This is a genomic window from Neobacillus niacini (genome assembly GCF_000759675.1).
Taxonomy (GTDB): domain Bacteria; phylum Bacillota; class Bacilli; order Bacillales; family Cytobacillaceae; genus Neobacillus; species Neobacillus niacini_A.
Genome location: NZ_BAWM01000016.1, coordinates 138632 through 161740, shown reverse-complemented (window position 1 = coordinate 161740; position 23109 = coordinate 138632). Strand labels below are relative to the sequence as shown.

The 23109-nt window shown below is 39.2% G+C and carries 15 protein-coding genes; 1 reads left to right on the top strand and 14 read right to left on the bottom strand.

Translation table 11 applies throughout. The features are described from left to right. Positions 1 to 194: 194 nt before the first annotated feature. Entirely contained in the window at positions 195 to 905 is a 711-nt protein-coding gene (locus TR08_RS07595; protein WP_152597362.1) for a hypothetical protein, read from the bottom strand. Between the two features lie 405 nt (positions 906 to 1310). On the opposite strand from TR08_RS07595, the gene TR08_RS32435 reads away from it, so the two are divergent. Then, positions 1311 to 1472, top strand: coding sequence for a hypothetical protein (locus TR08_RS32435; protein ID WP_193747698.1), 162 nt, complete (start codon positions 1311 to 1313; stop codon positions 1470 to 1472). A gap of 84 nt (positions 1473 to 1556) precedes the next feature. On the opposite strand, the gene TR08_RS07590 is transcribed toward TR08_RS32435, so the two are convergent. The 13 genes from TR08_RS07590 to TR08_RS07535 form a co-directional block, all read right to left on the bottom strand. Next, positions 1557 to 2396, bottom strand: coding sequence for a YitT family protein (locus TR08_RS07590; RefSeq protein WP_045517081.1), 840 nt, complete (start codon positions 2394 to 2396; stop codon positions 1557 to 1559). A 155-nt stretch (positions 2397 to 2551) separates the two neighbouring features. Continuing rightward, positions 2552 to 2719: an endonuclease/exonuclease/phosphatase family protein gene (locus tag TR08_RS33115; protein ID WP_238579101.1), complete on the bottom strand. Its 168-nt coding sequence runs from the start codon at positions 2717 to 2719 to the stop codon at positions 2552 to 2554. A gap of 131 nt (positions 2720 to 2850) precedes the next feature. Further along, on the bottom strand, positions 2851 to 6249 hold the full coding sequence (locus TR08_RS07585; protein WP_052427377.1) for a polysaccharide lyase family 8 super-sandwich domain-containing protein: 3399 nt from the start codon (positions 6247 to 6249) through the stop codon (positions 2851 to 2853). A 102-nt stretch (positions 6250 to 6351) separates the two neighbouring features. Continuing rightward, the gene (locus tag TR08_RS07580) at positions 6352 to 9978 is read right to left on the bottom strand and encodes an Ig-like domain-containing protein (protein ID WP_045517080.1); all 3627 of its coding nucleotides are present in this window, start codon (positions 9976 to 9978) and stop codon (positions 6352 to 6354) included. Positions 9979 to 10169: 191 nt separating this feature from the next. Beyond that, positions 10170 to 11213 (bottom strand): hypothetical protein, encoded by a 1044-nt coding sequence (locus TR08_RS07575; protein ID WP_045517079.1) that lies wholly within the window; start codon positions 11211 to 11213, stop codon positions 10170 to 10172. Positions 11214 to 11553: 340 nt separating this feature from the next. After that, the gene (locus TR08_RS07570; protein ID WP_045517078.1) at positions 11554 to 13374 is read right to left on the bottom strand and encodes an ABC transporter ATP-binding protein; all 1821 of its coding nucleotides are present in this window, start codon (positions 13372 to 13374) and stop codon (positions 11554 to 11556) included. 8 nt (positions 13375 to 13382) lie between these two features. After that, positions 13383 to 15137: an ABC transporter ATP-binding protein gene (locus tag TR08_RS07565; protein WP_045517077.1), complete on the bottom strand. Its 1755-nt coding sequence runs from the start codon at positions 15135 to 15137 to the stop codon at positions 13383 to 13385. A gap of 323 nt (positions 15138 to 15460) precedes the next feature. After that, a complete protein-coding gene (locus TR08_RS07560) occupies positions 15461 to 17206 on the bottom strand; it encodes a glycoside hydrolase family 35 protein (RefSeq protein WP_045517076.1) in 1746 nt (581 codons plus the stop codon). Next, positions 17194 to 18876 carry a DUF4091 domain-containing protein gene (locus TR08_RS07555; protein WP_152597361.1) on the bottom strand — a complete coding sequence of 561 codons (1683 nt, stop codon included), beginning with the start codon at positions 18874 to 18876 and terminating at the stop codon, positions 17194 to 17196. The genes TR08_RS07560 and TR08_RS07555 overlap by 13 nt, the downstream gene beginning before the upstream one ends. A 91-nt stretch (positions 18877 to 18967) precedes the next feature. Further along, complete coding sequence (locus tag TR08_RS07550) at positions 18968 to 19858, bottom strand: ROK family protein (protein WP_045517074.1); 891 nt, start codon at positions 19856 to 19858, stop codon at positions 18968 to 18970. Positions 19859 to 19860: 2 nt separating this feature from the next. Beyond that, positions 19861 to 20544, bottom strand: coding sequence for an N-acetylmannosamine-6-phosphate 2-epimerase (locus tag TR08_RS07545; RefSeq protein ID WP_045517073.1), 684 nt, complete (start codon positions 20542 to 20544; stop codon positions 19861 to 19863). Between the two features lie 168 nt (positions 20545 to 20712). Then, a complete protein-coding gene (locus TR08_RS07540) occupies positions 20713 to 21648 on the bottom strand; it encodes a dihydrodipicolinate synthase family protein (RefSeq protein ID WP_045517071.1) in 936 nt (311 codons plus the stop codon). Positions 21649 to 21911: 263 nt separating this feature from the next. Next, a complete protein-coding gene (locus tag TR08_RS07535; RefSeq protein ID WP_045517070.1) occupies positions 21912 to 23093 on the bottom strand; it encodes a Gfo/Idh/MocA family protein in 1182 nt (393 codons plus the stop codon). Positions 23094 to 23109: the final 16 nt, after the last annotated feature.

The following is a 23109-nucleotide window of genomic DNA, read 5'->3' as shown; positions in this document are numbered from 1 at the left end:
TCGATAAACGTTAAAAGAGGAGAAAGAAATAAATAAACGATTATTGGTTTTATTAATTCTTTTAGATTACAGCTGAAATACATACTCTCCTATATGTTAATTTTTCTCGTTCCATTTTCAACAATGGCTTTTATTTTTTATCAAAACTCTGTCAGCAGCTTAAGAGAAGAAATTGAACTTTCGAACATGAATAATTAAAAAAACATTAAAACCCTCACGGACAATCGCTTAAAAGAGCTGGAAAAATCATAAGTCGGATACAGCATCGGATCTGATTTATAGGCTGCCTGTTCCGCCTGGATTTTAATTTCCTGATCCAGCTTCACTTTTTGATAATTGTCCTTCTTATATAGCGCTTTCAATTCTTTATAAGTTGGAATTTCCTCATGTTGCTTCAGAACTAGTGAATGAATTAACATCGTATCCTGGATCGATTTCAGCTCGATCGTATTTGTTCCTTTTTCAAAGTGAAAGAGGAAGGGTTCCTGTTCATACCCTAAATAATCATTGAAATAAGTGCTTTGCCATTTAGGATCCTCCACTTGAGAAGGACGGATATCATTTTGATTTGCATCTTGTTCTATCTTCGTTGCGTCCCTCCACACCCTTGAAAACGATAAATATTGAGCATTTCGAAACGGGATTTCCCCGTTGATACTTAATTCTCTTTCAATATTCATTCCTTTTCCTTTATAAGGGTAATACTCGATTTCTACGTTATAAAGTCCAGCTTCTTCGACATCGAACTCCCATTTCATCGTCCCTTCTTCAGGACATATAACCGAGATGCCATCGCTGCCTTCATAATCTTTAAGAGTTTCATAGTTTTCCTGATCGACCAGGCTTTGATAATCAATCACCATTTTATTTGTCGTTTTATTCCCCTTAATCGGGTACTTCGACAAATACTCTTCATAGCTATTTGCAGCAGATTCTTTCTCGGTATTCTGGCTCCCAGCTGCATAGCTTTTATAATGTGGTCACATAGAGGGCTCTTGTTACTTAAATCTTCTATCATTCTATGAAAATGAAAAAACTCCTTATGATAGTCATAGATTGAATAATCCTGAATATATTTAATAGCGCTAGACTATGGTAAAGGTCGATGTTGATTATTTAACTCTGTTGATTGGATCGGAAGTCGCGAAGACTTCTGAAGGAGAACGGGGCTGGGGGGTGTCCCCGCAGGAGCGAAGCGACGAGGATGCTCCCCGGACCGCCGCGAACCGCTCGCACCTCGAGCGGAAATCAATAACCAAGTTTAACAGAGCCTACCGCTAATAAATTATGATAGATAAGGTGGTATTACATTGAATTCAGAAGTAGTGTTATATGAGGGAAAGCTTTACATGGTTATATATAAGTATTCTTCAGGCTATTGGGAGATTAGAGAGAATGAGAACCGGTTTAATATCCAATTGGTCCATGAATCTGAGGTACAAAAGGTATCGAAAACCTTATGGAACCTTTAAACTCAAAGTGGAAGTGTTATAGTATTGATCAGTGACAAAAAAACAGCTATTATCTTGACAAGATATAGCTGTTTTTTTGTACTATTATGCTTTAGATATATCAATAAATCCTTCTCCAAACACATCTCGAACATCGTGGATAGCGATGAATGCGGTCGGATCGGTAGCTTGAACAATGCGTTTCAGCTTTATTACTTCTTGCTTACTAATTACAATATAAAGAATTTCCTTTGGAGTTTTTGTGTAATAACCATGACCCGAGTATACAGTCACTCCTCTATCCATTGACGTCGTCACCTGTTTAGCAATGTCATTCGGTTTATCAGAAATAATCGTAATAGCCTTCTTCGGATTTAAGCCCTCAATAACAAATTCCATTACTTTCGTTCCTACATAAAGCATAATAATGGTTAACATCAGCTTTTCAGCACCAATGATAAAATAAGATGAGAAGGCAACAATTAGATCAAAAAACAATAGACCATAGCTAATGCTCCATCCTAAATACTTATGTGTAATCCTTGCTAGGATGGTAGTACCTGCTGATGTTCCGCCAACCCGAATAATTAAGCCTATTCCAACACCTACAAATACTCCGCCAAAAATTGCATTCACCATTAATTCATTAGAAGCAATACTCCAGCTTTCTGTCAGATGAAGAAAAAGCGAATTGAAAACTACAGCAATAATTGTATAAATTGTGGTTACCTTATTTAAAAATTTGTAACCAACAATTAACAAAAATGCATTTAAAATTAAGCTGACTAAACCTGGCGACCACCCAAATAAATAGTAGGCAATAATTGTGATACCAGTAACTCCGCCTTCACCAAGCTCGTTCGGAATAACAAATAAATTAACTCCTAACGCAAAAAGAAATGCTCCAATAATGATAAAAATGATGTCTATCGTTCCTTTTTTCATACACTACCTCACAGCTTATCAAAATATATATTCAGACACAAACTCCCATCATTATATCGTGGCACATTTAAATCGTACAGCTTTTCGCAACTTCCTTATTATAGGAAATCATTCTATTGTGGAAGAATTAATTTCCTCCTTAACTGAGGCAACGGCTATCGTGAGAATCCTTGAAACAATAAAAAACGGACACTTTCCTTACTAAAGAAAAGCGCCCAAGCTTGTAAACCAATGATATCGGCACCCGATGTTTTAATTAATACGGCAATTCTTTTCAAATCAAAAATGCGGTCTATTCCTCCATGATGAATATTAAAAGTCATAACTTTAATGTATCTCTTTTTCAACAATCTCAATTACTTTTTAGAAATTCTGCCCTATCGGTTTCATGACAAGTTCAAAAAAAATCCGTGAAGCACTTAAGTGTCGTACTTCACGGATTATAAATGGATCGCTATTCCGTTCCCTTTAAATAGGCGATATTCTCCAATAGATATTCAGCAAACTCACGAGTAATATGTTTACCGGATTGTGCTTCAACCTCGTTTTGTAATGGATTCAATCCTTTTATAAGCTGTTTTTCATCACTTTGGTGTTTTTGCACATTTGCGATTTTTGCCAACAAGCTATTGGTTATCCCCTTATTCGTGATCCAGCCTTTTTCATTTGCGAACTTTACTAATTCATCAAGATGATCAATATCTGTAACAACTTTAAATGCAGCAACATGTGTTTTTCCGATAGAACCTGCAACATTCACTTCGACCTTAATGGTTGGTTCTGTCTGAACAACTTTAATGGTGCTGTCATTGCTTACGAGTGATAAACCAGGCTTATTGATTTCAATCGATACCGTCTTTTGTTTTTGTGTCGGGTCAGAAACGGAAAGGGCTAATTCTCCTCCTTCTTCCTTCACGAGAACAGAAGCGGGATTTAGTGCGTGGATACCTTCTACCGTTCCAGCATGAAAGAAGTTAGCTGCCGTTATATTAAGCGTCTTTTCCTTTACAGCCTGCACATCCGACGTATTCTTTAGAATTTCAACATCTGGATTTTTACTATACTCTTCCGTTTGATTCACACTCTTATTTGGCAGCAATACGTAGGAATAGGAACCACCTGACGGATTGACTCCATGATTAAACGCCAAACTTAAATAATTTCTTGTAATCGGAGTAGGTGAGCCGTTACTGTTAATGTCTTTCCATGATCCGGTTCTTGCTTCCCGAAGAGCATCAATGGCTGGAGCATTAGGGAAGAAATAGCCAGTATCGGAACCGGAAACATTACCTGTTAAATGGGCCCACTTTACATTATTCATCGACTCTGTCCAACCAACCATATCCGGCTTTGCTTCACCGTTTACGATTAATTGATTCTCTCCAGCATCATTCAATTGACGATTTTCAACAATCGTTTCTACTTTTCTGCTGTTCGTACTTGTAATGCCTGTGCCTAATGCCACAACTTCATCATCGAACATAAACCATGACTTTTTACCTTCGAGATCACTTCCTGTTACTTGTTTAAGTGAGAAATCCATTCCAGCTGCACCATAAAAACCATCAATTGATGATCCGCCAACCCAGGTTTTCGGATTGTAATACGATTGCCAATCTTTTAAAATTCCTTTTGATCCATCAGACGTGGTACCTGGTAAGCGGAAGCTATCGACCGTTGGCCAAAAATCGTTGCTAAACTGCTTCAAATCATTGTTGTATACATACGTTGCGCCGATTCCCGTATACCAGCCTTTTGAATTTTCTCCATTGCCATATTCAAACGCGGAAATTCGGTCAGAAAACATACTAATACCGAGCCCAAATCCGGGACGTAGATGGGTAACCCGATCCATACCCGCAAAAACTTGATTCTTTTCTAATTCTTTTCTTGGCTTAATCGAATCATCATTCATAAGTGTTTTGACTAAATTCATTTCGTAAAGAGGCAAACCAGTGTGATACTGATCAAATGTATGATCCGTCATAATCCAGTATTTAACCATTTGTTTAATCTGCAATGCTTTATCTGGCGGTGCGCCTTCAGCTAAGCGAAGGATCGTTAAAATGGTCTCTCTTCCTTTATCGTGATCACTGGATCCTTTACGGGATATTCCTCTTCCTGAAACCATGTCCATCATCGCGCCTTTATAAATAAGGGGCTCAAAGGAATCCTCCACCCAGTTATAGACATTATTTACATCCGGGTCTGTGATGGTCCAAGGAGAACCATTCAATAAATACATCATATCAGCAGCCCGGCTAATCCAAACAGCGCCGTAGCCTCCAGTATAAGCGATATTAAAGTGCTGAATAAGTGAACCATCTTTATACACTCCATCACCGTGATCCACGTAAACAAACTCTTTGCCGATCGGCTTTTCTCCTTGAATTACTTTTGCACTGTTTTTACCGATAATTCCTCTTAATGATACGGCAAACGCTTTATCCAACAAATTCGCTCCGGTTTCTTTTACACCATTGAGCGTTCTAGCGGTTGGGTCTGGAATAAAACGGTCAATTGTCCGCGTGTAATCGGTAAGTTGTTTATCTGTTAAATCTTCATACATTAGAACAACAATATTATTAAGCGTTTGTGGAATACCATTTTCCCAATGCCACCAATTTCCGAATTCTCTTTGGTGTTCATTGTAACGATTGTCATACATCCAGTCTAATCCGCTAATAATGTCTTTTTTTAACTGATCGTTATGATATAAGCTCGATCCTTTCGTTGTATAAGCGCGTGCCATACTTAATAAACGACCATAGGAGTCAGAAATTTGACCTTCATTTGCCGGATTGGCTAAATCGCTCCATAAATAGGTTCGTCCAGCGGATTTGTCCATTTTACCCCAATATTCTTTTGCACTTTTCGCTAAATCATCAAGTGCCTTAACAACGTCCGGATCTTGAAGATCATAGGATGTACCGCCTGTTAATTTATCGAACCATTTTTGCCGAGCTTGATCGTATGCTTTTATCGTTTTTTCAGTTTCTACGCTTACGATACAGTCTGCTGAAAACTTGCCATCTTTCGTTTGCACCGTGATCGTTGCATTCCCTTCTTTTATTCCGATTACCGTCCCATTATTTATTGATGCAACATCAGGGTTTGAGGAAAACCAAACAACTTCTTTATCACCGGCATTTTCTGGAAAAAAGATAGGCATTAAGGTGAACGTCTTTCCCTCTTCTAATGATACCGCCTTTTTATCAAGTTCAATACCGGTTAATCCATTCCATTCTTCAAGGACGATGTCGTCAAACCATGCTTTTCCTGTCCCTGTTTCAAAAAATGGCTCAATTTTCAGTTTTTCTGCGTTATTAGGAGCAGTGAAAAAGACTTCCCTTAAAGTCCAATTATATGTCCCCGTTACTTTTTCCGTCTTTGGGCCATCACCGACTTTTCTACCTGAGCCGTCTAAATATTGTGTTCGTAAAAAAATTCCATCACTAGAGACAACATGATCGGTTTTTATCCAAATACCTAGTCTATAACTTTTTCCGGGTGTGATTGTAGTGGTTGTAGTCAATGCAGCTCTCCCAGTTGTGACGGATTCAAGCAAGATCGATTGTTTGCCGCTATAATAGACAGTTTGGTCAACGGTTGCTTGCGGTTTTCCGCTTGGGAACCATTCGGACCAGCCAACAGGTTCAATATTGTTTGTCCATACATTTCGATTCGTCTTTATTGTCTCTTCAAAGCTGCCATTTGGTGCAAAGTTCGTCAAAACTACCTCTTCTTCAGCCTTTACTGCGTTCGTTCCGACTGGTGTAAAAGAAAAAGTTAAGCTAAATAACATACATAAGATCAATGAAAAGGCACTAATCTTTCTATTTAAGGTACTCATCCAAAACCTCCCTCTTCAATGTTTGCTGTTCACACTATCGTTCTACTAGAAAAAGTAAGGGAGTAGCCAGTGAGATGACCTCAAGCTTCCCCCTTACTCTAACTATTTATTTATCAGATCATTTGCATCTGCATTCAAAACTTTTTTAGCTTTTTCACTGGCGTATTTACTTGATGCTTTATTAAGGCGGTCCACAAATTTTTGAATATGTTTAACTGCATGGTCAGCCCTTCCCTTGTCAAGCTGATGCTGCGCTTGATTAAGGCTATTCGTTAACTGTGGTACCAATGGTCCGCTAAGCTCACCTAAAGAGGTAAAGCGGCTTACTAGCTGCTTCATTGAATGAATACTTGTTGTGACATTGAAGTGAAATGGTATTTCCGATATGATATTGCCCGCCATATCCTCAATTGTAACGAGTGCTGTGAAGCTTCCCGGTTTACCCGCCATATCGATCTCTACGCTCTGCGTTTTGGGATCAATAGGATAGTCTGTACCGTCAATATTGATTTTGGCAAAAGCTATTCCGGACTGTTCATCTGATACTTTAAAGGTAAGCGGCAAATAGTCATCAAAGTTACCTCCATCAATAAGAACATTGCCGTTTACCCTAAGTTCATAGTGAGGATTCGTTTTATCAATTTTAATGGTTTCCTGTTTTGTCTCTTCAATATTTCCTGCTTTGTCGATGGAACGATATTGTACTGTGTGAATCCCTTCCTGATCCAGGGCAATCGGACTGTTGTACGGAATCCAGTCTCCACTTTCACCAATCCTATATTCCGTCCTGTCAACACCAGTCACGTTATCCGTTCCACTTAAAGTAACAGTAACATCTGTATGGTACCAATCATTTTTTCCTTTTCCTGCAACCTCTGCCGTGGTAACAGGGGAGGTTTTATCAACTTTAACTGGTATTTTAAGCTCTTTTGCTTGATAAGTTGTTTTTTCATCCGATAAAGCGTACTTGATATTATCGAATGCATACGTACGTCCAGCAGCGGTATCCCATATAAAGGACAGATTAATCCTGTCAAAATCATTTATTGCTGTGGTTGTTTTGACCAGCTGGCCATCAATATACATCTTCAAATCTGTTCCCGATGTGTAATCCCATTTAAGTTCATGCCAACCTTTCGTACGCGGGACCGTAGTCTTCTCCCATGCAGTAGCAGAACCACTTGCTCTTACTGAGTAATTGTCCAGATTTCCTATGCTTCCCCCATCATAAAAGACTCCCATGGCAGCCATTAATTTAGTTCGATCGTTCCCGACATGTGCGACTACTCTCGTTCTTCCGTTCTTTGACCCATCATCATAGAACATCATAGTTACGATTCCTCTTTGATTTGGTCCAAATACTTTTTCAACAGCCGGGGGCTGGTCATATAATGCACTATATTTCCCGTGGAAAGCAACCTTATCGGAAATAATTCCCCCCGTTCCACCCGTAGGGGCATTTTGTTCCCTGCTAAAACTTCCCCATCCATTTTCGAAACTCTCTGAATATACAAGATTAGAATACTCTTGTATTTGGGCATTTACTGTGATTTCTTCTGCTTTTTCCAGATTACCTGTAAAAGTAAGCTTGCCTGTTTTATCATCAATCAAAGTGTCCGGATGATCTGTACTGTAATTCATGTTATAATTTGGCGGGTCCGTTATGGTATTTCCATCCCCCAATAAAGCGTCTAGTCTTAACTGCACCGTATTCTTTGTCTCAGATAAATAGGCATCGTCGGAAGCTACAATATATTGCTTAACCGGTGATGGGGGATGAACAGTTACGGTACTAGTCGCTTTTAAACCTTTAACAATATCACTTTCTGCTGTAATGATTGCTGTACCTTCAGAAATCGGTGTCACAAAGCCATCTGCATTTACAGAAGCAACGGATGGATCACTGCTTGACCATTTTACACCTTTAAACCATGCATCATCAGGGGATACAGTTGCCTTTAGCTCAACTCCCGAATGGCCTAAATAAAGATGTAATTCCTCTTTGTCCAGCGTAATGGAAGATGGTTCAATTTCGGGACTAGTTTCTTCTGGTTCATCTCCTGAATATTCATGTGCACCAATATCCAATGGACCGACAATATCATTATTGAAAATATCTTTTGCTGCCTGATTCCATACTGATGGCGTCAAGCTAGAAACATCCATTCCGGCATTAATGAGAGGTGAATTACTCATTAATTTGTAGCCATCAAGTGCATCTACGTTAAATGTATCCAGATTTGTAATAATGTTTTGAGGCCTATCTCCTGGTCTCGCAAGCTTTGGACTTTCAAAAATGTTATCCGTAAATGTAATACCTGTGAAGTTTTGCCCCTTTATATCTGTTCCTGGATAGAAAACATTTTTCTTCATTTCGCCACCGTTAAATGAAGTGGACCCCATTGTCATTTCACCTTTAGCCATAAAAATATTGTTATAAAGCTTTACATATTGATTCGTTTTTGGGCTAAAGATCTTTGTATTAATGTGTGAATCAGTAAAAAATGTATTATTGTGTATTAACGGTGAATCATTTTGAGAACTAGGAAGATAGTGGAAAATTTCTGCTCCATTTCCATCATTCACACTTATGTTGTATCTGACAAGCGAGTTGGTTGACCCTCCCATAAATAGCATAAATCCGCCTCGATTATCATGACTGTAATTATACTGATACAACATGCCCTCAGAAAACATGTCAACATCAAATGCTTCACCGTCATTATATCCATACTTACCGCCATAAACTTCATTGTATTGAGCAATGGTGTCCTTTACCCCTATAACCCATAATCCGGCGTAATTTACATTACCTACATTTTTATAGGAATGTTCGACTACCGTGTTATATTCGATCCGGCCATTTTCCCCAACATTACTCATGACAATCCCATCGCCTTGAACTTTTTCAATATAGTTATTTCTAAATTGTACATTGGTCAATACTCTAGGGAAATTAGCCTTTATATCGCCTTCCTTATATAGTCCTGCATTTCTGATTCCTTCAATATCAACATTAACCACTTTGTTGTTTTCCACAAGGGCATCACTGATATTGCCAAGGAGAAGAATCCCTCCGCTGCCTACCTTATGTCCAGTGGGGTTGCCATTGACATCATGGACGTAATTATTTCTAATCACAATTCCTTTGTGCGGATTTGCTTCCCATTCCGCCTGATTCGTCGCTGACGTTTTAATGGCAATACCAGCTCTTTGTGAAATAACGGTATCGCTATAGTTTGTCACTTCAAAATTGTTAATTTCCAAGTAACTTCCATCAAGAACATCAATGGTAGCAGACTGTGTTTTATCTTTTACCCCATTATAGTAAGTATAAATCGAAAAAATCTCGGTCGTTGTCGTGCCATTTCCGTTTAAGATCGGCCTCACGTTCGGATCATCATTGCCATATTTATCAAAAATGATCGGTTCCGCCTCAGTTCCTGAAATATTTCTAAGTTTTAAACTCCCATTCCAGACATCCCCGGCCTTAAACAATATTTTGTCTCCTGGTTGAAAATCCTCAGAGCTTACTTTTTCTAATGACTTCCATGGAGTTGATTTTGACAGCCCATCGTTGCCATCATCCCCGTCTGTCGAGCTGACATAATAAATTGTTCCTGAAGCAGCCATTACTCTTTCTTGTTGGATCCCTGGAAAAAAACCTGAGAAAGTTAAGCAGACTGCTAAAAACACAGCTATCATTTTTTTAAACTGCCATTCTTTCATATTCCAACTCCTCTCTCATATTATTTGTACAAACAAACCGTGATACTGTTTTATCCATTTATCCCCTCCTTTTAATAGAACTTATTTTTATTTGAACCCATATTGGGTGTTCAACCATTTGAATAGTGTAAAACGATATTCTTATTCATTTTTGATGGTTATCCATCAAGTGATGTATTTCATTAAATTTTTCAATCTACTATGATCTTGTCATAAATAGGATCGTTAATTTTCACATTTACATTTTTTAATCGCAGGCTGACCTTATAATCTAATTGCTCTTGTGCATAGATCTTTACAATCGTGTTTTTCACATCTGAATAATGTTCATAACCGTTATGTTGTTTTTCTATCATTCTAAACATGACATCTTCATTATCCATTTGATATATTTCAGTAAAATCTCCTTCGTTTAGCTCCAGAAATGCCTCATACAGTTGGTTTTCGATTGAAGCTTCTTTCTTTATTTCTTTAGGGTCTATAAAACTTCTTTCAACAGTGATGAACCGATCCATACTCTGTTTTGCCTCATCTGTTGTCAGCTTTGCAATGGAAGCTTTTTTCTTGAACTCCTCAAGAATTCCCATTCCGTTTGGTTCCGTTTTAACGGATATTTTTTCGTAAATAAAGCTGTCTGCTTTTTTAAAATAATGATCTTTTATCTCGTCGTAGTAACCTTCTAAAAATTCATCTGATAATGTATGACCAAAATTTTTCGCCCATTTTTCAACCAAAGCTTGGCGATTAATATTTTGATAATACGAGTAATATTCTGTGATGTTGTACTGAACCGGACCATAGATTGGTCGTTTATTTTCCAACTCTTTTTTTCTTCGTTCATTTTCTTTTATTAGGTGTTTGTTAATCGCGTCATATGATAGATCTTCTATAATGCCATTTTCCTTCATAATGATCTGTTCCGTCTTAATCTTTAATAAATAGTTCATAGCCTCTTGCTTTGCATATTCCGATGGATTCTTACCACCATAGCTGCTCTTCCAAAAATTCTTGCTATAATCGACGTTATATTTTTCTTTAAAGTAATTCACCGTTAATGCCTTCATGTTTTGCAAAATATGATTGAATTCATCATCCGTGACTTCATAATCATCAATAGTAAATACAGTTTTATCCGTTTTATGTAATATAGAGGCTGCTATGGTGATGAATACTACCAATACAATTGCAACAGATAGAACAATGAGGTTATTCCATTTAAATCTTTTCCGCCCCATCCCAACACAATCCCTTCTTTATTACCATACAGATATAAATCTATTAAAAAGAATCGCTACAACCTTTACTTTTTAATAATTTTAAATATTCCATCAATACCTTCTTTAGTATACCGAAGAAAGTAATGCGTGCCGTGTGTAATATTTATACTAATGCGTGTAGTTTTTTTACCCATTGCCTAAAACTTTCGCTTTTTACTTACTTCCTTATTTAAAAAAAGGTAGAACTCCATTTGAGTTCTACCTTTCGAATTATCCGAATTTGATGATTAAAAAAAGGCTGATAGAATTTTTATATACATTTTTTCAGCCTTTTTCATCGTATTCCACTTTGAAATAATCAACCAACACCAAGCATTTTGTATTGAGCTTTTACCAAATCGTAATAAACTCCATGTTTGCCCATTAACATCTCGTGGTTTCCTTGCTCAAGGATAGTACCATGATCCATAACAATAATCTTATCTGCCTCTCGAATCGTCGAGAGCCTGTGGGCAATCATAATAGCCGTTCTTCCTTTTAATAATGTTTTTAATGCCCGCTGAATCTTAACTTCAGTCTCCGTATCAATACTTGCGGTTGCTTCATCTAGAATAAGAATTTTGGGATCAGCGAGGAGCGCCCTTGCGAAAGAAAGCAGCTGGCGTTCTCCTACAGACAAAACATTTCCCCGTTCTTCGACTTCTGTTTGATACCCATTAGAAAGCTGCGTAATGAAAGCATCCGCCCCAACAGCTTGCGCAGCTGCTATTACTTGCTCATCACTTGCTCGTGGGTTGCCAAAGCGGATATTTTCCATGATTGTCCCTGAAAAAATAAACGTATCCTGGAGCACGATACTAATTTGTGACCGCAAACTGGCAATGGAAAGATCCTGAATTGGGTGGCCGTCAATTTTCACCACACCACCGGTCGCATCATAAAAACGGCTGACCAAATTCGCTATTGTTGTCTTCCCTGATCCAGTGTGCCCGACAAGCGCACACGTCTCACCTGCCTGAATCGAGAAAGAAACACCATTTAACGCCGTTCTTTTTTCATCATAGGAAAACGTTACATCTTCAAACTCAATTCTGCCATTCAACGTAGGAAGCATCCGTGCGTTTCGAGCTTCTGCGACAAGCGGCCGTTCATCTAAAAACTCAAAAATCCGCTCGGAGGACGCCATTCCAATCAAGAGCTGGTTATATAATTGCCCAAGACGGGAAATCGGCTCCCAGAACATCCCTAAATAAAAGGCAAACGATACAAATTCCCCGATGGTGCTTACGCCGTTCATTACCAGAAAAGCACCATACCAAATCAAAATCGCCGTCCCGACAGCATTCGTCATTTCCACAAACGGGCCAAACATCGCATTTTTCTTTACCGCTTCCTGCCATGTTTCAAAGTTTTCCTGGTTGAGTCCCTTAAAAAACTGGATGTTTTCTTCTTCTTGAGTAAATACCTGCGTCACTCGAATTCCTTGAATGCTTTCATTCAAATGAGAATTAATTTTCGACTGCTTTATTCGGACCATCTGCCACGATAAGCGAATCTTTTTTCGCAGACTTGTTGAAATAAAAAACATGATTGGTAATATAACCATAATCGCAATCGTGAGTTTGGCATTCAACGAGAATAAGATAAAAATGACCGCCAACAACAGTAGAAAATCAGTTAAAAGATTAATAACGCCATTCGTAAACAGCTCCTGCAATGAGTTAATATCATTCATAATCCGTACCAGAATCGAACCTGCCGAACGCTGGTCAAAGAACCGATGGGACAATGACTGGACATGGGTAAATAAATGCTGGCGTAAATCATAAATGACATTTTGCCCAAGCATATTCATCCATCGAATTCTTAAGGCATTGACCAAATAAGACAGCAAATATAATCCTGAAATAATGAAAACTAATTTTAATAGCAGTCCCGTATCCTTTTCAATAATTGCCCGGTCCATTGTATAGACACCAATCAAAATCGGAATGATTAACCGGATGGCCGTTGCCAGGATAACGGCCAGAAACGAAAGCGGTAGATACGTTTTGGCATACGGTTTTACATACTGTAATAACCGCCATATTTGCTGCCAGTTAAACGCTTTATCGATCACTTGCTCTTGTGAATAGTGAAACCTCTCTAATATCAGTTGTTTCTTGTGCTTTTCTTCCATCTTTACACCTACCTAACTGCCTTTTCCTTAATGGCATCATGGTCCTGGTATTGAATGTTGTAAATTCTTTCGTATGGACCATTATTGTTTACAAGTTGTTCGTGTGTGCCGCGTTCAACAATTTTTCCGTTATCCAGCACTAATATTTCATCTGCATGTTTTAATGACGAGATTCGGTGCGCAATAATAAAGGTGGTTCTTCCCTTCATTACTTCCTGAAGGGCATGTTGAATTTGAAATTCTGTTTCCATATCGACCGCACTTGTCGAATCATCCAAAATAAGAATGGCAGGATCGGTACATATTGCGCGGGCAATCGCAATCCGCTGTTTTTGCCCCCCGGATAGGCCCATACCCCGCTCACCAAGCATCGTGTTATATCCATCTGGCAGCTCCATAATAAAATCATGGGCCTCGGCGCATTTAGTGGCTTCGATAATCTCTTCCATCGTGGCATCCGGTCTTCCATAAGCAATATTCGCTTTGATCGTTGATGAAAAAAGGAAGGTTTCCTGTAAGACAACCCCAATCTCGGAACGCAGTGTTTTCAAGCGATATTCCTTTAGTGGACGACCATCGATGAGAATCTTTCCTTCCGTTGGTTCATACAAGCGTGATAGTAGCTGGATGATACTTGTTTTCCCTGAACCGGTTGCCCCGATCACCCCAATCGTTTTACCTGGACGTGCTTCAAAGCTGATATCTTGAAGTGCCGCTGTTCCTTCATTATGATAACGAAACGTCACCTGATCAAAGACCACACTTCCTTCGATTTTTTCGATATTCTTGACATCCTCTCGATCATAAATCGTTTCATCGGCTTCCAGAATTTCCAGCAGCCGCTCACCAGATGCTTTCGCCTGCGAGAACATATTAATCGTGAAACCAAGGTGCATGATCGGCCACAAAATATACCAAATCAGGCTGTAAAAGGCGACAAGCTCACCTGGTTTTAAGGCGCCATTGATGACTTGATAGCCGCCATAACCGATTAATACAACAACGGAAATATTTCCAATCAGCTCCATCAGCGGAAAATATTTAGACCATACCGCGGCAGTATTCAACTGTTTCGTCCGATAGTCTTGATTTGTCTTTGTAAACCGCTTAATCTCCACTGCTTCTTTTGATAGGGCTTTGACGGTATGTATTCCGCTGATATTTTCTTGCACTTTAGTGTTTAACCGCCCAAACGATTCGCGGATTCCGCGGAATGCAGGGTGTACGTCTTTATCAAATTTATAGACAACAATGCTGATGAATGGCAGTGCCGCAATCGTCACAAGCGTAAGAGAAACGGAATAATTAAACATCACCAATAAACTGGCGGCGACAACAATAACAAAGCGGAGAACCTCACTAAATCCAAAGGAAACAAAGAAGCGGAACCCCTCTACATCGGCGGTCAAGCGGGACATCAGGTCCCCTGTTTTCGCATTATCATAATAGCTGAACGGAAGCCGCTGCAGTTTTTCATATAAGGTATTGCGAAGATGGAAAACAGATTTTATTCCGAACATATCCGCCAAATAATGTTGAATAAAAGCGGATAGTCCTTTTATTGCCATAATTGCAATAAATCCTAAAGCAATCCATGGTACCCAATCATATTTCCCCCCAAGAACCACTTCATCAATCGTCAGCTGCAAAATCATCGGATAAACAACCGTAATCCCAGCAATCACCACCATAAAAAGCATCGACCAAATGAAATCCGTCTTATAAGGAAGATAAAACGACTTTAATTTTTTAAATATTAACATTACTTCCTCCTTTAGTTTTAAAAAATATACCTTAGCTTACTTTCAAGATGGGTAGTAGTAAATATGGTAAATTTGTTTGGAATTGTCATGCGACATCATCGCTCAGTAAGCCTATAAATGATGATATGTGATATTTGCTTGAGTATGTAATATTTTGGATTTCACTTATAATAAAAAAGGCGTAAGCAGATATAAACACTTACGCCTTTTGATTTTATGCCGATGTATATTCTTCAGCATATTAGCAAGAAAACTCTTTTAGGATTGAGGTCTCCACAGACTCCCGAGGTTCTTTCAATAAGATTGGAAAACTGCCGCTTTATTTATCCCAGAACCGGTTGGTCCACAAATGTTACAGTTCCTTTATGCCCATGTAGTTCCAAAATCACGATTTCATTTTCTCCCTTATGCAAAAATGAAGCTGGGACATAGAGGGTTTGCTGTGGTCCGATTTCCCAATATCGACCAAGGTTATGCCCATTTACAAAGACGACCCCTTTCGTCCACCCGGACATATCGATGAACGTATCGGCCGCTTCATCAATAATTAAAGTTCCCTGGTGAAGATAAGGATGATTTTCTTTTGCCTCATCACTTGCGAACTTCAAGGAACTCAAATCATTTAACGGTAACGGATACACAGTCCAATCAAATAAAAATTGATTCCCTGCTCGTACGCCTTCAGTAATCCCCTTATAATCCTTAAGTAACGGACCATAGTTGACACGTCCCATATTTTCAACAACAATCTGCAGTTTCGTTTCTTCCTCGGTGATGTTAACCTCAATACTTGAGCGCCCGCCAATTCGCTCGACTAAGCCAGCATATTTACCGTTCAAATAAATCTGCCCGCGGTCATGGATATTCTGAACCGTGATTGTTTGCTTCCCGTAAGCTCCTTTAATCACCGTTTCATAGACAATAAACCCATAATCCTGCCCATACTCCTCCATCGTTAAAGGAGTTTGGCTCTGTTGTGGACTGGAAAGTTGATTCAATGAAGCTAGCAACGCAACACGCTCCGCGAACTGGACCTCACCATATTGCTTTTTCGGTGTGACCGGAGGTAATTTCATTTCTGGCAACTCAACATATTTTTCAAACGTCTTTCTCACCGCAAAGAATTTTTCTGTCACATCCCCAGATTCTGTCAACAAGCCATCATAGTCATAGCTTGTAATTGTCGGCATATAGTTTTCTTCATTATGATTGGCTCCATTATAAAAACCAAAATTTGTCCCGCCATGGGCCATATAAAAATTGACAGAACCATTTTGCTCTAAAATACTCTCCAATGTTTCTATGACACTATCAGAGGATCGAGTGTGATGCTCTTCGCCCCAATGATCGAACCACCCGTGCCAAAACTCCATACACATCAGCGGAGCATTCGGCTGAAACTGCTTTAATTGTTCAAAAGCGATTTCTGCGCGGGAACCAAAATTTACGGTTTCAAATACATCTTCAATCATCCCGCCATTCAGCATACTTGGTGCCGGACCATCGGAAGTAAAAAGCAGCTCCTGTCCGATTCGTTTTTGGACGCTGTCCCGCATATATTGCAAATACTTTTGGTCATTTCCATAACTGCCATACTCATTCTCAACCTGAATCGCAATAATAGGACCGCCGCTTCCACGCAACAATTGCTGCAATCTTTCAAATAATACATCGAAAAACGCATCTACTTTTTCTAAATACGGTTGATTAAAACAGCGTAATTGGATATTTGGCACCTTCAATAACCAATAAGGGAAACCGCCAAATTCCCACTCAGCACAAATATAAGGGCCAGGGCGGACAATGACATGCAGACCAACTTTTTCTGCCGTTTTGATGAATCGCTCAATGTCTGCGATGCCTTCAAATACAAATTGACCCTCCTCAGGTTCATGTAAATTCCATGCTACGTAGGTTTCTACCGTATTAAACCCGCATTCTCTCAATTTTATTAATCGGTCTTCCCAGTATTCTGGCACTGTCCGGAAATAATGCATGGCACCGCTTAATAAGCGAATTTCTTTGCCATCCAATAAAAATGAATTTTGATTATAGGTTAATGCTGACATACTACACCTTCCCCCTTGGATTTAAAGGTTTTTTCTTTAATTTTGTTATTAATCTGATCCCTTTTTTGAAGGTACCACTCTTGGTCTTGAGGATATTGATCAAAGGTGATTTCATGATCCAATCCTTCTTGCAAAAGTGCTAAAACCTGTTCTCTGCCAACAAAGCTTTCCAGCAATTGAAGCGCTCTTAAATCTTGCAGTGCTTCATGTAAAACCTCAAGTCTTATTGATTCGATTGGACCATCTTCACCGGGATAAACAAGAAAAGCATCGCCAGAAGGGAATGAATAATTGGCATCGGTATTCTTAAATGGATCAATGGGCTTTTTCGAGTATTGTGAATACCAAAAATTATATCCCCAATGAAGAAAGCCAGCGATTTTATATTTATATAGTTGGATACCTAAAACCCGATTACGGAACGATGGCATTGAGAAAAATCGGTTTGCAACCTTTTTATATTGGGCACAGCAATAGTAGGTCCAAAGATTTTCTACTCCATTCTCCAAAAAGGTATTGATATGGTCATTGGATGGAATTGGATTTTTGACAAGGCCTTTTTCATAGAAGGTATAGTCTGAAAGCGCATCAATAACTGGAAAATCTTTTAAATATTCCTGCAGGATTAAACTAGCATTTTTATAAGATTCAACCTGGTTAAGATGCGGCTCATCCGAAACATGGAAAAAGCATTGATCTTCTAAATCATTTTGGTTAATAAATTCTAGTAAACTAGGAAGAAATTGCTGAAGAAAATCTCGATATTCTAGACTCGTTGCATCCGTTTCCCAGCCAAAAAATTGTTTTAATTCTCCATTTTCATGCCCAACTATTTTCGGTGCATGCTTTGCTCCCCATTGGGTAAAAAGATGAGAAAACTCAAAATACTTTATTCCTTGTTTTCTACATAAATCAATCCATCTTTTTAGCTTTTCAAATTTGAAAAAGTACCTTTCATCTGACTTTTCTACGTCAACTAGCTGCACAGTCGGCCGTTCTCCCCCGACCTCGGTATCTAAAGGAGGTGTAAATATTGGTGTGAGAATCATATTCATTCCATGCTTTGCCGCAGTTTCAACAAATTGCTCAATTCTTCTCCAATGCTCCTCACTAAAGACCTCAACATTGTAATGAGTAGCCAGGCAATCCGTATGAAACCATTCTGTATGTATTAATTTTTGTTGAGGCAGTTCGGCGGCAATAACCTCTAATTCGAAAACCTCCTTACCAAGAAATTCCCCGTTTTTCTTTTCAAAGATTACTTCAATAGGGTGTCTGCCTGGATTCACGTCTCCCTGAGGATCGACAGTAATCCAAATAGCACGCCACTGTTCTGGAAAGGCTATTAAACCATCTAAATCATGAATCGGATAAAGGGGATCCGGATATAATCCTGGTGTAGACTTAAGTATGAGATCATCATGATCATGGTAACATGGTAATTCAGATGGAACGAGCCCCACAGAACGGACTGTGATCTTCTCATTTAAAGCAGAATTTACCTGCACTCTAATATCTTTTAATAGTGTTCTAGATTTATAGGCAATCTGGAAAGAATACGATTCATTTAAAAGTGCTGAACCTTTGTTAATAGCCTTGTCTTTCAGTTCTTGATCAGCAAAAACCTTTGTTAAAGAACATAAACTTCTTGTTAAAAATTCTCTTTCCACCAAAATTACTCCACCCTCTCGATCTAAATTACCTAAATTATACCACCGCTACTTGTTGAGTCAACCCAACAACTTATATTGTATTACTTACTTATAGTTTACATGGATCATATGGAAACCCCATAAAGTGGTAAACTGCTCCAATCATTCCGGCCTGATTAGATAGCTTTGCAAGAACAATTTCCGTATTTTTATTAAAAGAAGGTAACAAATATTTTTCGACTTCTTCTTTTACTTCCTGCAAAAACTTCTCTCCCCGAGCCGTAATGCCGCCGCCGATGATGACTTTTTCCGGATTAAAAATATAAATAAGGTTCGAGATGCCCATCGCTAGATAACGGAAAAACTGTCTGACAGCCATCTGAATCTCCTCATCACCTTGGTCATATAAATCAAAAATTTCTTTTCCGGTCCATTGACGTTTTTCTTTATAGTGATTGGCAAACTGAATTAATCCTGAAACCGAGGCATTTTTTTCAAAGGGTTCTCCGTCAACGAGCATATAGCCCCATTCCCCTGCACTGAATGAATGCCCTGAATACATTTTTCCATCAATCACAATCGCTCCGCCGATGCCTGTACCCACGGTCAAAGCAATGAAGCTGTTTGAGACGTGATTTCCAAGCCACATCTCACCAAGGGCCGCACAGTCCACATCATTTCTAACTTCAACTGGCAGTCCGAGGGCCTCACTGACAAGCTTCTTGATTTCGACACCAGTATAATGCGGGATTGTATCACCGGCAGCTACAATCGTTCCCGTTTGGAAATTAACTTGTCCGGCTGTGCTAATAGCAATTCCGCTGAGGGAATGGTCCGCCACAATGCTTTTACCTGCTGCAATTACTTTATCGATGATCGCCCGGCCGCCGAGATGGGCTTCTGTATCCATCATAAAGTGAGATAGAATATCTCCATTTTCGGTTACAATCCCATATTTAATTTGTGTTCCTCCGATATCAAAGGCCAGATAGTGCTTCATTCTTAGCGAATTCCTTCCGCAAAAGCTTTTGTGATTAATTGCGGCCTTGAAATTGCTCCTCCTACCACTATCGACCAAGCACCTAATTCCAGCATTCTGCGTGCTTGCTCTGGTGTTTGGATGCGACCTTCTGCAATGACAGGGATGGGTAATCGTTGGGAAAGCTGCTCGACTAGATCAAAATCTGGATCATGTTGTTTTGGACTGTCATTCGTATAGCCTGAAAGAGTCGTAGAGACCATATCTACACCACATTCTAGCGCATATTCCGCATCCCTAATAGTTGCGATATCCGCCATTACTAACGCATTACTATTTTCATGAATATAGTCGACTAAATCCTTTAAGGTTTCCCCATTTGGCCGCTTGCGATAAGTGGCATCAAGCGCAATTACATCAGCCTCTACCGCCAATAATTCCTTTACCTCTATAAGGGTTGCTGTGATAAAAATCTCACTATCTGGATAATCACGCTTGACTAGTCCTATGACTGGAAGTCCTGTTTGGCGTTTAATCGCAGCGACATCAACTGCAGAATTGCTTCGAATTACCTTTGCTCCGCCTTCCTTGCCTGCCTGAGCCATTTTCGCCATGATTTCAGATCCGTGCAGCGGCTCATGTTCAAGCGCTTGGCAAGATACAATTAAATCTTTGTGTATAGTCGTGAAAAAAGGATGATTGTTCATGTCATGATCTCCTTATAATTTTTTATTTTTTGGCTGTGTTAAACTAGGCTGTTGATTTGCGCTCCAATCAACAGGTTATAAAATCAACATTCACCTTTAACACAGCCTATTTTTAATGCATTTTGTCCTTCATAAAGCTTATGAAGGACAGTTTAAAAAAAAGCGCTATTAATATACTTTTTCTACTTCATTTGTATAGGTGTTGATTAATTGCTGGATAGTATTATTTAATTCAGCCAGGGATGCATGATCTTGCTGAGTTACAGGTAATAATGGAAGTCTTGGAGAACCTGTTTCAATATTTCTTAGTGATAAAATATACTTACAAGCACCGTATAAAGATGGATAGCTTAATAGCTTTTTAATAACGCTATTAATTTCAAATTGTAATTTCTGAGCCTTTTCGAGTTTCTCGGCGCGATACAATTTTTCTAATGAACAGAATAGTTCCGGCATAACTCCGTATGTTCCGCCAATACCGCCATCAGCACCCATAATTCGTCCGCCTAAGAATTGCTCATCTGGTCCGTTATAAACAAGAAACTCTTTTCCAGCATTCGCTTTGAATTGTTGTAAGTCAAAAACACTTTCTCCAGACATCTTAATTCCGATTACTTTTTCCTCCGCAGCCATTTTTTGGAATAGTGGCTGAGTTAAATTGAATCCTGTTGTCTGTGGAATATTGTAAATAATAAATGGCAATGAGGTGCTGTCGATCATTTCCTGCCAATGCTGTTCAACCGATTGCTCGGACAAACGGTAATAGATTGCTGGAACAGCTGAGATCGCATGGGCACCGCATTTCTCTGCATGAATCGCAAGCTCCTTGCTTTCTTTTGTAGAGTTTGCCCCAACATGGACGATAATCGTTAGCTCGCGGCCAACCTCCTCTGTAACTGCTTCTACTACTTTCTTTCTTTCTTCCGCATTTTGCAGGATTCCCTCGCCAGAGCTGCCCCCGACATATAAACCTGTTACTCCGCTATTTACATAGGAACGTGCCAGCTTTTTCACTCGTTCCTTACAAACTTCGCCTGCCTCATCATAGGCAGAATACATTGCAACAAATACACCTTTAAATTGCTCTAAATCCCAAGCTTTCATGTTGGTATCCCCTTTTTTTATTTAGGCAGTGTTATATTTGTCTGTTGATTTGCGCTCCACTAAGGAAAGCTTCTTTGAATAACCACCGCAGTGACAGGCGTTCTCTGCCTGTCACGAGGCACTTCGCTTTCCGCACAAATCAACAGAGTGCAAATATCAACATTTAGCTTTAACACAGCCATTATTTAATATAAAACTAGTATTTGCATTTCTGAAAATTTATCTGCGATTCTAGAAATATATCTGCTAAATATGCTTAATGATTACGGTTGATAGATCGTATCTTCTTTCCTTGAAAGACTTGGATTATGTCTTCCTTGGTCAATATGGACAACTTTCCCGCCGGAGCGAATTGATTCTGTTGCTGCACAGCCAACAGCAACACTCATACGGCCGGCAAAAGGCGTTGTTAACGGCTGCTTATTGTATAAAACTAAATTCACGAAATCCTGACAGATGCGCGGGTCTGCTCCGCCATGAGTCCCAGGCATTTTTTTCATTTCATAGGTGATATCACTCATTTCATGCCAGGAACCTGATTTTCTAGTTTTCACATAAATCTTGTCATTCACATCATCATTTTCGAGACGTCCTTTTGTTCCAATAAAGGTATAATTCCGTGAATAGTCAGGTGTGAAATGACATTGCATATAAGATGCCTTAATACCGCCCTCTAACTCCATAATCAGCATATTATTATCTTCCACATCGATTTCTTCTCTAAAGGCACATTGAGTTAACTTTTGTAAGCTGACATCTGGACAAGTATCTTTGAGTTCGCAATCAGGACAATATAAATCATTCGGCTGATTGCCGCCATAATAATCAAGACCGCCAAAAGCAGAGACTTTGGTTGCATAGCTGCCTGTCAGCCAATGAATCACATCGATATCATGAGAGGCCTTTTGTAACAATAATGATGTAGTATTTGCTGCAGTTCCATGCCAATCATGGTAATAATAATAGCCTCCAAGTCCGACAAAATGTCTGACCCATACGGCTTTAATATCACCAATGACACCGGAATCAATGATTTCTTTCATTGTTTGGTACATGCTCATATAGCGCATATTAAAACCGATCATGAAATGTTTTCCTGATTTTTCTGTTTCATCGATAATTCTGTCGCAGCCCTCAGGTGTGATAGCCAAAGGCTTTTCACAATATACATGTTTTCCTGCCTGCAATGCTGCAACTGCATGTTCTTCGTGTAAATAATCTGGGGATAAAATCGCAACCGCATCGATATCTTCTCTTTCAAGCAGCTCTTTATAATCGGTCGTTACAAATATATCTTTATCAATCTCATTTTTAAATTTTTCCAGTGCTTTCAAAGACACATCAGCTGCGCCAACAACAACTGAATTCCCCTCAGGGTTATGCCAATACCTCGCAATCGAACTCCTTAAGCCTGTACCAATTACACCGATTCTTAACTGTGTCATGATATCCACCTTTTTA

Bases quoted from the DNA above. Each gene is read 5' to 3' on its own strand.
- TR08_RS07535 (WP_045517070.1), bottom strand. From the start codon at position 23,093: ATGACACAGTTAAGAATCGGTGTAATTGGTACAGGCTTAAGGAGTTCG.
- TR08_RS07580 (WP_045517080.1), bottom strand. From the start codon at position 9,978: ATGAAAGAATGGCAGTTTAAAAAAATGATAGCTGTGTTTTTAGCAGTC.
- TR08_RS07575 (WP_045517079.1), bottom strand. From the start codon at position 11,213: ATGGGGCGGAAAAGATTTAAATGGAATAACCTCATTGTTCTATCTGTT.
- TR08_RS07545 (WP_045517073.1), bottom strand. From the start codon at position 20,544: ATGAACAATCATCCTTTTTTCACGACTATACACAAAGATTTAATTGTA.
- TR08_RS07550 (WP_045517074.1), bottom strand. From the start codon at position 19,858: ATGAAGCACTATCTGGCCTTTGATATCGGAGGAACACAAATTAAATAT.
- TR08_RS07570 (WP_045517078.1), bottom strand. From the start codon at position 13,374: ATGGAAGAAAAGCACAAGAAACAACTGATATTAGAGAGGTTTCACTAT.
- TR08_RS07585 (WP_052427377.1), bottom strand. From the start codon at position 6,249: ATGAGTACCTTAAATAGAAAGATTAGTGCCTTTTCATTGATCTTATGT.
- TR08_RS07560 (WP_045517076.1), bottom strand. From the start codon at position 17,206: ATGTCAGCATTAACCTATAATCAAAATTCATTTTTATTGGATGGCAAA.
- TR08_RS33115 (WP_238579101.1), bottom strand. From the start codon at position 2,719: ATGACTTTTAATATTCATCATGGAGGAATAGACCGCATTTTTGATTTG.
- TR08_RS07540 (WP_045517071.1), bottom strand. From the start codon at position 21,648: ATGAAAGCTTGGGATTTAGAGCAATTTAAAGGTGTATTTGTTGCAATG.
- TR08_RS07565 (WP_045517077.1), bottom strand. From the start codon at position 15,137: ATGTTAATATTTAAAAAATTAAAGTCGTTTTATCTTCCTTATAAGACG.
- TR08_RS07590 (WP_045517081.1), bottom strand. From the start codon at position 2,396: ATGAAAAAAGGAACGATAGACATCATTTTTATCATTATTGGAGCATTT.